General features: G+C 68.2%; 9 protein-coding genes. 6 read left to right on the top strand and 3 right to left on the bottom strand.

Going from position 1 to position 14,008, the window contains the following annotated elements:
• The first annotated feature begins 71 nt into the window (after nt 1–71).
• Together NFW30_RS14520 and NFW30_RS14515 are read left to right on the top strand one after the other, a co-directional pair.
• Complete coding sequence (locus tag NFW30_RS14520) at nt 72–578, top strand: universal stress protein (RefSeq protein WP_295356863.1); 507 nt, start codon at nt 72–74, stop codon at nt 576–578.
• Nucleotides 579–627: 49 nt separating this feature from the next.
• Nucleotides 628–1,293, top strand: coding sequence for a DNA-3-methyladenine glycosylase (locus NFW30_RS14515; protein WP_295356860.1), 666 nt, complete (start codon nt 628–630; stop codon nt 1,291–1,293).
• A 78-nt stretch (nt 1,294–1,371) separates the two neighbouring features.
• Here the strand turns inward: NFW30_RS14515 and ppc are convergent, their stop codons facing one another.
• The 3 genes from ppc to NFW30_RS14500 form a co-directional block, all read right to left on the bottom strand.
• Nucleotides 1,372–4,128, bottom strand: coding sequence for a phosphoenolpyruvate carboxylase (gene ppc, locus NFW30_RS14510; RefSeq protein ID WP_295356857.1), 2,757 nt, complete (start codon nt 4,126–4,128; stop codon nt 1,372–1,374).
• Between the two features lie 293 nt (nt 4,129–4,421).
• Nucleotides 4,422–5,660, bottom strand: coding sequence for an OmpA family protein (locus tag NFW30_RS14505; RefSeq protein WP_295356854.1), 1,239 nt, complete (start codon nt 5,658–5,660; stop codon nt 4,422–4,424).
• A complete protein-coding gene (locus NFW30_RS14500; RefSeq protein ID WP_295356850.1) occupies nt 5,657–6,715 on the bottom strand; it encodes a toll/interleukin-1 receptor domain-containing protein in 1,059 nt (352 codons plus the stop codon). Before NFW30_RS14500 ends, NFW30_RS14505 begins: the two co-directional genes overlap by 4 nt.
• Before the next feature lie 293 nt (nt 6,716–7,008).
• On the opposite strand from NFW30_RS14500, the gene NFW30_RS14495 reads away from it, so the two are divergent.
• From NFW30_RS14495 to NFW30_RS14480, 4 genes are all read left to right on the top strand, one after another.
• On the top strand, nt 7,009–9,225 hold the full coding sequence (locus tag NFW30_RS14495) for a SulP family inorganic anion transporter (RefSeq protein ID WP_295356847.1): 2,217 nt from the start codon (nt 7,009–7,011) through the stop codon (nt 9,223–9,225).
• Between the two features lie 152 nt (nt 9,226–9,377).
• On the top strand, nt 9,378–10,346 hold the full coding sequence (locus NFW30_RS14490) for an acetyl-CoA carboxylase carboxyltransferase subunit alpha (protein WP_295356844.1): 969 nt from the start codon (nt 9,378–9,380) through the stop codon (nt 10,344–10,346).
• A 27-nt stretch (nt 10,347–10,373) separates the two neighbouring features.
• Nucleotides 10,374–11,822, top strand: coding sequence for a tRNA lysidine(34) synthetase TilS (gene tilS, locus NFW30_RS14485; RefSeq protein WP_295356841.1), 1,449 nt, complete (start codon nt 10,374–10,376; stop codon nt 11,820–11,822).
• Between the two features lie 273 nt (nt 11,823–12,095).
• Nucleotides 12,096–13,994 carry a potassium transporter Kup gene (locus NFW30_RS14480; protein WP_295356904.1) on the top strand — a complete coding sequence of 633 codons (1,899 nt, stop codon included), beginning with the start codon at nt 12,096–12,098 and terminating at the stop codon, nt 13,992–13,994.
• Nucleotides 13,995–14,008: the final 14 nt, after the last annotated feature.

Here is a 14,008-nt window from a genome sequence, read left to right as displayed (position 1 = left end):
CCGTCGGTTCCGGGTATCATCCGAAGTGCGCCGTGGGGACCAGCCGGCGGAGCCCCTTGGGAGAAAAAAGAATGTTCCAGCATATCCTGCTGCCGACCGACGGCAGTCAACTGTCGCGCGACACCGCTGAACGGGCCGTGTCCTTTGCCAAGGCGGCCAACGCGACGATCACCGCCCTCTACGCGAAGCCGATCGGCAACACCGACAACATCGGTGATCTCGTCGAGCCGGCTGTCCTCGACCGTCTGGTTGCGGGTGCCGACAGCAAGTCGAAGGATTATCTCGGCTTCATCAAGAAGCTGTGCAAGGAGGCCGGGGTCGAATGCACGACGCTGTCGGTGGCCAGCGACTCGCCATGGGAAGCCATCGTGAACGTCGCCGAAGACAACGACTGCGACCTGATCTTCATGTCGAAGCATGGGCGCGGCGGTCTGACGTCGCTCTTGCTCGGCAGCGAGACCTATCGCGTGCTGACCCATTCGAGCATCCCGGTGCTGGTCTACCGGCCGCCCGAGATCGACGCGAGCCGCCGCAAGGCCAAGGAGAAGGCCAGGGAGAAGGAGCGGAAACGGGCCTGATCGCAGCGGCAGCAGCACTCGTCCGCGCCACTTCCGGAGCGGCGACCGGGTGCCGGGGCGGCGCCAGCAGGCGGCAGGCTGCCTGGCCGTCATCGTGCTGACACCACCCTACTGGCAACAGGCTTCGAGCGAACTGGCGCTGGCCGATCCAGTCCTCGGCGGCCTCGTCGAGCGCTTTGCCGGCATGGCGCTGGTTTCGCGCGCCGATCCCTTTCTCACGCTGCTGCGCTCGATCGTCGGCCAGCAAATCTCGGTCAAGGCCGCCGACACGGTCTGGGCGCGCCTGCAGGTGGCCGTGCCCGACATCACGCCGGACAGCATCCTCGGTTGCCCGGTCGAGGGCTTGCGCGGCTGTGGTCTGTCGGCGCGCAAGGTCGAGTACGCGGTCGATCTGGCCGGGCATTTCGCCAGCGGGCGGATCGACGTCGAACGCTGGTCGCGGCTGGCCGACGACGAACTGGTGGCGGAGCTGACCAGGGTCCGCGGCATTGGCGTGTGGACCGCCGAGATGTTCCTGATCTTCAACCAGTTGCGGCCGGATGTCCTGCCGCTCGACGATCTCGGGCTGCAGCGCGCGGTGGCGATTCACTACCACGCCGGCGAACGGCCGGCGCGGCGGGTGCTCGTCGCGCACGGCGAGCGCTGGCGGCCCTGGCGTTCGGTCGCCACCTGGTATCTTTGGCGCAGCCTCGACCCTCTTCCGGTGGAGTACTGAGGCTTTGGCGCCAGGCGGCCGGCGGCCGCGGCGCCAGCTTGCCGGTCGAGCCTGCAGCAAGCCGGCGCAGACGCTGCTTCAGCCGCTGTTGCGCAGACCGGCGGCGATGCCGTTGATCGTCAGGTGAATCGCCCGTTTGACGTGTTCGTCTTCGTTGCCGGCGCGCAGGCGCTTGATCAGCTCGATCTGCAGGTGGTTCAGTGGATCGAGGTAGGGGAAGCGGTGGCGGATCGAGCGGGCGAGCAACGGATTGTCGGCGAGCAGCCGGGTCTGGTCGCTGATCGCCAGCAGCCCGTCGACCGTGGCGTGCCATTCGGCCTGCAGGCGGGGGAAGATCGCCGCCCGCAGCTCCGCGTCGCTTACCAGTTCGGCATAGCGCCGGGCGATCGCGAGGTCACTCTTCGCCAGCACCATGTCCATGTTCGAGAGCAGGGTGCGGAAGAACGGCCACTCGCGGTACATCTGTTGCAGCAGCCGCAGGCCATCCGGGTGCGCCGCCAGGAAGTCGTGCAGCGCGCTGCCGAAGCCATACCAGCCGGGCAGCATCAGGCGGCACTGCGCCCAGCTGAAGACCCACGGGATCGCCCGCAGATCCTCGATGGCGGTGGTCTTGCGGCGCGAAGCCGGCCGGCTGCCGAGGTTCAGGTGAGCGATCTCGGAGATCACCGTCGATTCCCAGAAGTAGCGCTCGAAGCCGGCAGTTTCGTACACCAGCGAGCGATAGGCGCGATGCGCCGACCGCGACAGTTCGTCCATCGCCTCGAGATAGTGCGGCTGCGGCGCGGCAGCCGCCGGGGCGAGGAGGGTGGCTTCGAGAACGGCGGCGGCGACGATCTCCAGGTTGCGCCGGCCCAGCTCGGGGTTCGAGTACTTGCTGGCGATCACCTCGCCCTGTTCGGTGACCCGCAGCCGGCCCTGCACGGCGCCGCCGGGCTGCGCCAGGATGGCCTGGTAGCTCGGGCCGCCGCCACGGCCGACCGAGCCACCACGGCCGTGGAACAGGCGCAGCCTGACGCCATGGCGGGCGAACACCTCGACGAGCGCAATCTCCGCCTTGTACAGCTCCCAGCCCGAGGTCAGGAAGCCACCATCCTTGTTGCTGTCAGAGTAGCCGAGCATGATCTCCTGCAGATCGCCGCGGCTGCGCAGGAGCTCGCGGTAGGGGGGCTGTGACAGCAGCTCGTCCATGATCCGCGGGCAGTTGCGCAGATCCGGAATGGTCTCGAACAAGGGGACGATGTTCACCGCCAGGCTCCGCCCCGACGGCAGCAGCAGCCCGCATTCCTTCAGCAGCAGCGCCACTTCCAGCAGGTCGGAGACGCCGTCGGTTTTGGCGATGATGTAGTTCTCGATCGCCTGCGCGCCGTAGGCCCGCTGTGCCGCGGCTGCGGTGCGGAAGATCTCGAGTTCATCGCGCGTCTCATCGCTGTACGCCAGATGCTGTGAGGAGAGTGGGCGCGCCGAGCCGATCTCCGCCAGCAGCAGGCTGACGCGCCCGGCTTCGTCACGCTGGTGGTAGGCGGTGCCGGGCATCGCCATTTCCAGAAGCTCGCCGACGACGCGCTCGTGCACCTCCGAGTTCTGCCGCAGGTCGAGCGACGACAGGTGAAAGCCGAAGACCCGTGCCGCCCGCCGCAGGTCCCGCAAGCGGCCGCGTGCCAGCAGCGCCGAGCCATTGGCGACCAGCGAGCGGTGGAGGATGTCGAGCTCGCCGACGTATTCACCGGCGTCGGCGTAGGGCGCCGCTTCGCCGACCGCATGCCGCTCCGGTTCGATGCCGTCGAGACGGCGCGCGGTCGCCGCCAGGCGCGCGTACACGCCGGTCAGCGCGCGTCGGTACGGTTCGTCGCTGCGGGCGGCGGAAGCATCGGGTGAGCGCGCGGCGAGTGCCTGCAGCGCCTCGGAGACGCTGACCAGGCCGTCAGCGAGAGAAAGCTCGGCACCGAGGGCGTGCACCTCGTCGAGATGGAAGCGCAGCGCGCGCGCCGATTGCAGGCGCAGCGCCTCGCGCGTCACCGTTGCCGTGACGTAGGGGTTGCCATCGCGGTCACCGCCGATCCAGCTGCCGAGGCGCAGAAAGGCCGGCAGTTCGGCGTTGCGCAGTCCGGCCTGGGTAGCCGCCAGATGATCCTCGAGCCAGCCGTAGAGGCGCGGCAACTCGCGCAGGAAGGTGTAGTCGTAGTACGACAGTCCGTTGGTCACTTCGTCGAGCACCAGCAAGCGGGTGTTGCGCAGCATGCGCGTCTGCCACAGGCCGAGAACCGCGCGCCGCAGTCCCTCGTCGACAGCGTCGTGTTCGTCGGGCGTGAGCTGGCCGCGGTCGCGCCGTCGCAGCAACTCGGCGATCTCGCGCTGGGCGTTGAGGGTGCTCTTGCGCTGCACCTCGGTCGGGTGGGCGGTGAGTACCGGCACGATCGTCGCTCCGTCGAAGAAGCCGCGCAGGCACGTCGCATCGATTCCTGCCGCTGCGGCCCGCTGCAGCGCGTGCGCCAGGCTGCCCTCGTGCGCTGGCGATCGGGCGACGAGATGGGCGCGTGAGCGGCGGATGTGATGCTGGTCCTCGGCGATGTTCGCCAGGTGCGAGAAGTAGCTGAACGCGCGGACGATGGTCTGCGTCTGCTGCCGCGACAGGTTGTCGAGAATGGCCGTCAGCTCCTGACGGGCGTTGCTGTCATCGTCGCGATGGAAGCGGATGGCGCTGACGCGAATGCGCTCGACCAGTTCGAAGCTCGCCTCGCCCTCCTGCGCGCGCAGCGTATCGCCGAGGATGCGGCCAAGGCACCGGATGTCCTCGCGCAGCGGCAGATCCTTGTCAATGGTGTCGTCTTCGGGCATTGCCTTCTCCTGTCTCCCGTCGGTGGTTTGCGTACCGGCTGCGGCGGCGACCGCCCCCCGTCCAGGTGGCCGCCGTGAACCGTCCGGGCCACGACGCCAGGCATGCGCGGTCGCTGTCCGCGGATCGCTGCCGGCCACGCAGGGAGCAACTTTACGGCACTCGGCAGCCGCTGTGAACGGCATGCACGGCGATTGCTCCCGCCTGCGACGGCCGTGTTGCCCGGGGCGGGCGAAGCCGCCCCTGAGGGCCCACCGCATGCGGCTGCGGCGCCGGGCCGGGTGCGGCGGTGCAGTCAGCAGTCGAGCACGCGGAATTCGACCCGTCGGTCGAGAGCGTCGCCGGCATCGTCGGTTCCGGTGCCGACGAGGTTTTCACGCGAGCCGACGCCGCTCGCCACCGTGCGCCTGATGAGTTGCGGCTCGCTGCCGTCGAGACGGTCCTTGATCGCTTGCGCCCGCAGGACCGACAGCCTCTGGTTGATCGGCTCCGGGCCGCTGCGGCTGGTGTGGCCGACGATCTCGAGGCAGGCCCTGTTCTGGACGCTGCGCCGCGCGATCTGGTTGAGCCACATGGGGTAGGGACCGCTGATCTGCGCATCGTGGATGAACTGGGTCGACCCTGGGCGAAAGAGGAACTTGAGGGCGAGTTGGCGGCTGGCGAGACCGTGGTCGACCAGACGGGCGAAGGCCTGTGTCGCCTCGTCCCGTCGTTTCAGCTTCCAGGCTGCGAGGTAGGCGCCGTTGTGCGCGCGCAGTTGATCGCCGCCGGCGGTGTCGAGCGCGCGTCGATAGAGTTCGAGCGATTCCTGGTAGCGGCGGCCGTTGTAGGCATTGCCGGCGTCGTTGAGCAGGGCCGCGGCCATGATCCGCGCGACATAGACCGGGTTGATCGGGTCGCCTGCCTTGCTGCCCTGACAGGTCCTGATGTAGCCGTCGATCGCCGCATCCCGGGTCCACGCGGGGCTGTCGGCGTCGAAGGGCAGTGGCGTCGTCTGCACCCCATCCGGGCGGGCGCGGGCGACCCCCTTGGCGATGACCTTGCCGCTTTTCAGGTCGGCGAGCGCGAGGCAGATGCGGAAAGCATCGCGTTCGCCGCTCGGCTGGCCGGCGCTGTTGTTGATCGGCGTCAAGGTGCCGACAAGCACCAGGGGTTGACCGGCGAGGTTGCTCGTACTGAAGGCCTGCACTTCGAGCTGCGGGTAGTCGCGGCGGACGATCTCGACGAGCCGCTGTTCCATCGAGCGGGTAGCGAGCGACTGGCTGCCGGTGACGCCATCCACCAGCGGGTCGATCAGCAGCGCCTGCCGCTGGCCGCCGGCCAGCGGCAGTTGCGCCTTGGCCAACAACTCCTTGGCAGCCTTGAGAATGGCGTCGTCGAAGGCGATCGGCGCCGGCGCTGCCGGCGTCGGAGCCGGCTGCTCCGGGTCGCGTGGTGCCGGCGCCTGGCAGGCGAGCAGTGCAAGGCTGCTGGCTGCGAGCAGCAGCCAGCGATCGAGCCGCCGCCGGCGAGGGAACAGGTCGGGTGGGTTCATCGTCTGCATTCCTTTTGAAAGTAGGACCGTTCATCGGCGCTCAGGGAGTCGCCAAGGCTCTGGCGCTCGATGAGGTCGGTGCAGCGGCCAGCGCGGGCAGGGCGCGCGCCGGGCTCGACCGCCGGCTTCGCCGGTCTGCCGCCACTGGCGGCGGCACTGGTGAGGGTCGTCGTCTCCCCGGGCCGGACCGGCGCCGGATCGCCGCGCGGTTTCGCCTCGTTGCCGGTCGCGGCCGTCTCACCCGGGCGTAGCGATGCCGTGGTTGCGGCCTTGCCGTCGCGTGTCGACACGGTGCTTGCCGCAGGCGCTGCATCTTCCGTGCTGCCGCGACTGGCGGTACTCGTGCTGGCGGCTGGCCGCGCCTGCTCCGGCGCTGGCGCGCTGCTGCCTGCCACTCCGCCAGCTCCGGGCGGCGATCCAGTCGCTGCCGTCGACAGTGACTGTCTGCCGGCCGCTGGCGGGCTGTCGGCAGCCGGCCCGCTCCCGCCGTCGCCTCGTGTCGCCGATGCCGCTGGCGCTGCATGCTGCGCGTACCAGAACCACGTGCCGACGGTCAGCACGAGCAGCAGGCAGGCAGCGACGCCGGCCATCCAGCGTCGGCCGCGGTCGCTACCATGGCGGCTGGTGTCGGCACCCGCGGCGACCGGCCTGCCGGCACCGCTCCGGCCAGGGAGGAAACCCTCGACGCCCGCCACCAGGTGGCGGAAGCCGGCTGCTTCGCCGGAGCCATCCCAATCGATCAGGTCGGCGGCCTGGATGCCGCGAAAACCCAGCGGTGGCAGGACGGCCTCGATCAGTGCGGGCACCAGCTTGCCGCGCATGCGTGCCTCTTCGGCTTCCTCGCTGACCCAGGTGCTGGCGAGCGAACTCTGCGACCAGAGAACCACCATGCAGCCCATTTCGTTCAACGCTGACTCGATCACCTGCCGCCAGGTCATTCCCGCCGGGATCTTCCGGTCCCACCAGACGCTGAAGCCGAGCGCTTCGAGCTGATCGGCCACCGCGCCGGCCGTCTCGCGGTCCTCGGTTGCATAGCTGAGAAAGATGTCTGCCACCTGCCGCTTCCCCCGGATGACATGGTTGAGACCATATTACAGCAGCCCTCGTTCGCCGGTTCGGTCAATCGCCATGACCGGCAGGATCCCTAAAAAGGCCGGCCGGGCGCACAAAAGATGTGCCGAAGCGCGATATGGCGCGTGTTTCGTGCGCGCCAGGGGCTGCAGCGGCGCCCAGCGTGTTAGGATCCGGCATTCCTGACAATCTTGATCGGGAATTGCGCCGTTTCCCCCGCCAGGGGGAGGCTGCAACGGCGTTTCTGCAACGCGGCATCCTGCATGGGAGGCGAGCCATGGAACTGGCGATGACGGTCAAGAACGACAAGCTGATCGGCGATTTCTGGGGCGGACTGGCGGCGATGCTCGTCGCGCTGCCGTCGGCGATCGCTTTCGGCGTCACCATCTACGCATCGATCGGCCCGGCTTACGCCGGTCTCGGTGCGCTCGCCGGAATTCTCGGCGCGACCGCCCTCGGTCTTGTCGCGCCGGCCCTCGGCGGCACCAATCGCCTGATCACGGCGCCCTGTGCGCCGGCGGCAGCGGTGCTGTCGGCGTTCGCCATCGAACTCGTGCGGCAGGACGTCGATCCCGTGTTCATCGTCCTCATGCTCACCGCGCTCGGCCTGGTGGCGGGAGTGATCCAGCTCCTCCTCGGCTTCATGGGAATCGGCAGCCTGATCAAGTACATCCCCTTTCCGGTCGTCAGCGGCTACCTGACCGGCGTCGGCCTGATCATCATCGGCAGCCAGATCCCGAAGTTCCTTGGTGTCTTCGGCAATGTTCCGCTGTGGCGGACGCTGATCTCGCCCGACAGCTGGCAATGGCAGAGTGCGCTCATCGGTGGCGTGACGGCGCTGGTGATGGTCGGCGCGCCCGTGCTGACGCGTGCCGTGCCGGCGGCGATCCTCGGCCTGCTGGCCGGCATCGCGACCTATTTCGGGCTGGCGCACTTCGTCGACGAGTCGCTGCTCGTGCTCGAGGGCAACAAGATGATCATCGGCCCGCTGGGCGGTTCGGCGTCGAGCATGCTCGAGGCGATCACCGGTCGCTGGCGCGACATCGGCGAACTCAAGCTGAGCCAGATCGGCAACCTGATGGGCACCGCGCTGACGCTCGCGGTCCTGCTGTCGATCGACACGCTGAAGACGGCGGTCGTGCTCGATGCGCTGACGCGCAGCCGGCACGATTCGAACCGTGAACTCGTGGCGCAGGGTGCCGCGAACGTCGTCTCGGCCTGCGCCGGCGGCATGCCGGGAGCCGGCCAGATGGGCGCGACGCTGGTCAACCTGGCGAGCGGCGGGCAGACGCGCGTCTCGGGCATCGTCGAGGGGGTGCTGGCGCTGATGGCCTTCCTTGCGCTCGGCGCGTTCATCGCCTGGATCCCGGTGGCGGCGCTGGCCGGCATCCTGCTGGTCGTCGGCGTGCGGATGATCGACCACCACAGCCTGCACCTGCTGCAGTCGCCGTGGACGATACTCGATTTCGTCGTGATCGTCGTCGTCGTCATCGTCGCCCTGGCCTACAGCCTGATCGCCGCCTCGGCGGTCGGCATCGCGCTGGCGATGTTCCTCTTCATCCGCGAGCAGCTCGGCAGCACGATCATCCGCAACAAGGTCGATGGCAGCAGCCGCTTTTCGAAGCGCGTGCGTCTCGCGCACGAGATGGACCTGCTCGAGCGGCGGGGCGAGCAGACCATCATGCTCGAACTGCAGGGCAGCCTGTTCTTCGGCACCAAGGACCAACTGTTCAGTGCGCTCGAACCGGAACTCGGCAAGCGCCAGTACGTGCTGCTCGACATGCGTCGCGTGCAGTCGGTCGACGTCACCGCCGTGCATCTGTTGAGCCAGATCCGGGACTCGCTGAGCGAGCGCGGCGCCTTCCTCATCTTCAGCAGCCTGACGCACACCCTGCCGAACGGGCGCAACATCGCCGAGCTGTTCGGGCAGATGGATCTCACCACGGACAGCCCGCAGGTCAGGGTCTTCCAGGAGATGGACGACGCCGTCGAGTGGATCGAGGACCAGGTGCTCGGCGAAAGTCCGCAGCGCAGCGCCGAACTGCCGCCGCTGGAAGTCTGGGAGATGGAGATCTTCAAGGACGTCAAGGAGGACGCGCTCGTCGACCTGGTCGAACGTCTCGAACGGCGGGTCGTGCCACGCGACGAGAGACTCTTTTCGATCGGCGACGCCGCCGACCAGCTCTTCCTCATCCGCAAGGGCGCCGTGCGCATCTCGGTGCCTGTCCCGGGAACCAACCTCAGCCGACATCGCCTGACCTACGGTCGGGGCGATTTCGTCGGCGGCATGTCGTTCATCACGCACGCCGCGCGTTTCAGCACCGATGCCACTGCAATCGAGGACAGCGAGGTCTACGTGCTGCGCCGTGAGGATTTCGAGCTGCTGCGCGAACAGCATCGGCGACTCGCCTTCCAGCTCATCGAGGGGGTGGCGCGCGTGCTCGCCTTTCGCCTCGGCTATGCCGACAGGGAACTCCTGGCGATGCAGGAATGACCGGAGCGATGGTGCCGCGATGCCGCCGCGCGGGACGGCGTCGCGGTCGCTCGCGGTGTCGGTCCGGGGTTGGGGCGACGCCGAGGATGGCGGTTTTCGGGTTACAATCGCAGCCCTCACCACCCACCTGCACGCCGCTTCGGCGGGGCCCGATGAAAACCAGCTTTCTCGACTTTGAACAACCGGTTGCCGACCTGGAGAGCAAGATCGAAGCGTTGCGCTCCGCACAGGAGAAGTCCGGGGTCGACATTTCCGAAGAGATCGACGGCCTCGAAGAGAAGAGCCGGCTGCTCACCCGTGACATCTATTCCCGCCTGACGCCGTGGCAAGTCTGCCAGGTGGCGCGGCATGCGCAACGGCCGTACACGCTCGACTACCTCGACCTGATCTTCACCGACTTCGAGGAACTGCACGGTGATCGCGCCTTTGCCGACGATCGTGCGATCGTCGGCGGGCTGGCGCGGCTCGACGGCGAATCGGTGATGGTCATCGGCCACCAGAAGGGCCGGGACACCAAGGAAAAACTGTTCCGCAACTTCGGCATGCCGCGGCCCGAAGGTTACCGCAAGGCGCTGCGCCTGATGCGCCTGGCCGAGAAGTTCGGCATCCCGGTGCTGACCTTCATCGACACGCCCGGCGCCTATCCCGGAATCGATGCCGAGGAGCGTGGCCAGTCGGAGGCCATCGGGCGCAACCTGTACGTGATGGCCGAGCTGCAGGTGCCGGTCGTCGTCACGGTGATCGGCGAGGGCGGTTCGGGCGGTGCGCTGGCGATCGGTGTCGGCGACGTCCTGCAGATGCTGCAGTACGCGACCTACTCGGTCATTTCGCCGGAGGGTTGCGCGTCGATTCTCTGGAAAAGCGCCGAGAAGGCGAGCGAGGCGGCGGCGATCATGGGCATCACGGCGCAGCGGCTGCAGTCGCTCGGGCTGGTCGACCGCATCGTCCCCGAACCCGTCGGCGGTGCGCACCGTGACCACGCAGCGATGGCGGAAAATCTGCGGCAGGCGCTGCGCGCCTCGTTGCAGCAGTGCAGGGAGATTCCGCTGGCAGACCTCCTGCAGAAGCGCCTCGACCGTCTCCTGTCGTACGGGGCGGTCAGGGAACTGCACCCCGGCTGAGCCGGAGTACGGCGGGGTCCGGCGAGGTTGCCGAGCAGTCGCGCGACGCGCGGCGGGGGTCCGTCCGGACAGGGCGACGCCACCGTCGAGCCCACACTGGCAGCGATCCTCAGGCGATTCATCGCACCGCGGCTGGCGCACGGACGCCGCGTCTGCGTTGCGCTTTCCGGAGGTCTCGACTCGGTGGTGCTGCTGCACGCCCTGAGCCGGCTGCGCGCCGCGGGGGTGGGCTGCGAACTGTCGGCGCAGCATGTTCAGCACGGCCTGAGCCCGCATGCCGACGCCTGGGTCGACTCTTGCCAGGAACTGTGCCAGCGGCTCGACGTGCCGCTGGCGATCGCGCGAGTGCAGGTGCCCCTGGGAAGTGGCGAGGGGATCGAAGGGGCGGCGCGGCGGCAGCGGCAGGCGGTCTTCGCGCGCTGCGAGGCGGACTGGCTGGCGCTCGCCCAGCATCGCGACGACCAGGCGGAGACCGTCCTCTTCCGGCTCCTGCGCGGCGCCGGCGTGCGCGGCGCCGCCGGCATGCCCGAGGAGCGAAGCCAGGCTGCCGGCCCACGTCTGATCCGGCCACTGCTCGGCTTGTCGCGGGCGACGATCGCCGCTTATGCGGCCGAGCAGGCGCTGTCCTGGGTCGAGGACGAGAGCAACGCCGACCTTCGCCTGCGTCGCAACCACCTGCGGCACGAGGTCCTGCCTTGCATCGCGCAGCAGTTTCCGGCAGCCGCACAGGCGCTGGCGCGCGCTGCCGGCCACTTCGCCGAGGCAGCTCGGCTGCTCGACGACCTCGCGGCGATCGACCGCTCGCGGGTCGCCGGCGCGCACGGCCGCATCGATCTGCGGCGCTTCAGTCTCCTGAGCGCGGCGCGGGCACGCAACCTGCTGCGCCATGAGCTGCTGGTGGCAGGCATGCGGGCGCCGGAGACGCGCTGGCTCGACGAAGCGCTGCGGCAACTCGCGAACGCCGATGCAGCCTCGGCGACCTGCGTCGGCACCGTCGATGGCGAACTCCACGTCTATCGCGACGAGATCCACGTCGTTCGCCAGCGGCCAGCGGTGCCGACGGTACCGCTGGCTTGGCACGGCGAGGCACAACTCGCCTGGGGCGCCGACCGGCTGTCCTTCGCTCTGGCGACGGGCGATGGCATCAGTCGCCGGCTGCTCGCCGGCGATGCCGTCTGCCTGCGGACGCGGGGCGGTGGTGAGGCATTGCAGCCAGACCCGCGGCGGCCGCGCCGATCCCTGCGCAAGCTTTTCCAGGAGGCCGGGGTACCGCCGTGGGAACGCAACCGCCTGCCGTTGCTGTGCTGTGGCGAACGCGTCGCGTGGGTGGCTGGATTCGGCGTCGATGCGGCGTTCGCCTGTGCGCCCGGGGAAGCCGGCATCGTGGTCGCCCTGCACAGCGGCGCACAGCAGCGAATCGAGCAGGGTCTGGGGTCGCCGCCCGGGGCCGCACGAGGTGGGTCGAGCGGGCGTTGACGGCTCTCTGGGCGCGAGCGGGTCGGTACGCGCTCTGGCACGGCACCGGCGGCGCATCACGGGCCAACGCGAAAACCCGAAAGCATTGCTGGTCCATTGCCGGCGCTGTACAATCGCCGCGGTTGATGCGGTGCACAAATCGGCATCACGACGTCGGGAAACTGCGGCTCTTGCGATTGACCGAGGTCGCTGGCGGCGTCGACCGGACGCGCCGGGATGCGAGCGCGACGCGTGTTCTTCTTCTTCTTCTTCTTCTTCTTCTTCGGAGGGCACATGACCGCGACGACCGCGCACGGCGAGCAGACTGGACTGGCGACGACGGCACTGGCGGCGATGGGTGTCGTCTTTGGCGACATCGGGACCAGTCCGCTGTACACGATGAAGGAGGTGTTTGGTGGCCACCATCCGCTGGCGGTCACCCAGTCCAATGTCCTCGGCATCCTGTCGCTGGTGTTCTGGGCGCTGACGATCACCGTCTCGCTGAAGTACGTGCTGTTCATCATGCGCGCCGACAACAAGGGCGAGGGCGGCATCATGGCGCTGACGGCGCTCGCGCTGCGAACGGCGAACGCCGCGCCGCGGGTTCTCTGGCTCGTGTCGGCGCTGGGGATCTTCGGCGCCGCGCTGTTCTACGGCGATGCGGTGATCACGCCGGCGATGTCCGTGCTGTCGGCGGTCGAGGGGCTGGAAGTGGCGACACCGCTGCTCAAGCCCTACGTCTTGCCGATCACGATCGCGATTCTGGTTCTGCTGTTCATCTTTCAGCGGCACGGCACGGCGACGGTGGGTGCGCTGTTCGGTCCGGTGATGATGTTCTGGTTTGCCACGCTCGGTGCTCTCGGCCTGTGGAATGTGGTGCAACATCCGTCGGTGCTGGTCGCAATAAACCCCTGGTACGCGCTGTCGTTCTGCATCGAGCATGTCGGCATGGCCTTCCTGGCGCTCGGCTCGGTGGTGCTGGCGATCACCGGTGGCGAGGCGCTGTACGCCGACATGGGACACTTCGGCCGGCGGGCGATCAAGTGGGCCTGGTTCGCCTTCGTCTTCCCGCTGCTCTACCTCAACTATCTCGGCCAGGGAGCGCTGATCCTCGCCGACCCGAAGGCGATCGAGAGCCCCTTCTTCCTGCTCGTGCCGGACGAACTGCTGCTGATTCCGCTGGTGATCCTCGCCACGACGGCGACCGTCATCGCCTCGCAGGCGGTGATTTCGGGCGCCTTTTCGCTGACCAGCCAGGCGATGCAACTGGGCTACTGTCCGCGCATCCAGGTCAGGTTTACCTCGGAGCGCGAGAAGGGTCAGATCTACGTGCCGAACATCAACTGGCTGCTGCTGCTGACGGTAATGATCGTCGTCCTTGGTTTCCGCTCCTCGTCGAACCTGGCGTCGGCCTACGGTATCGCCGTCACGCTGACCATGATGATCGACACCATCCTCGCCTTCGTCGTCGTGCGCGCGTTGTGGCAATGGAGCTGGCCGCGTGCGGCACTCTTCCTCGTCTTCTTCGTCCTCATCGATTTCGCCTTCTTCTCAGCGAACGTGATCAAGGTCCTCGATGGCGGCTGGTTTCCGCTCGCCCTCGGCTGCACGGTATTCGCGCTGCTGTCGACCTGGCGGCTCGGTCGCAAACTCCTCTACGAGCGCTTGCAGAGGGATTCGGTCCCGCTCGAGGCCTTCATCAACAGCCTGGCCGCCGGCGGACCCCATCGCGTCGATGGGACCGGCGTCTTCATGACCGCCGAGCCGAACGGGGTGCCGCGGGCGCTGCTGCACAACCTCTATCACAACAAGATCCTGCACGAGCGGGTGGTGCTGCTCAATGTCGTAAACGAGGACGTGCCGCACGCCGACGAGCAGAACATTCGCATCGAGCCGCTGCCGGCCGGCTTCTACCGGGTGTTCGTGCGCTACGGCTTCAAGGACGATCCGGACGTGCCGCAGGTCCTGGAGCGGTGCGGCGACCTGGGCCTGCCGTTCGAGATGATGGAGACCTCGTTCTTCCTCGGTCGCGAGACGGTCGTCACGATGCCGATTTCCGGCCGTACGCGGATGGCGTACTGGCGGCAGATCCTGTTTACCTGGATGTTCCGCAACGCCGACACGGCGACGGCCTTCTTCAAGATCCCGCCGAACCGCGTCGTCGAACTCGGCGCGCAGGTGGAATTGTCGTAGTCTGCGCCCGCCCG

This window comes from Accumulibacter sp., from assembly GCF_023806635.1.
Lineage (GTDB): Bacteria > Pseudomonadota > Gammaproteobacteria > Burkholderiales > Rhodocyclaceae > Accumulibacter.
Note: the sequence above shows the minus strand (reverse complement) of the source record. Positions and strands in the feature narration are given on the sequence as shown.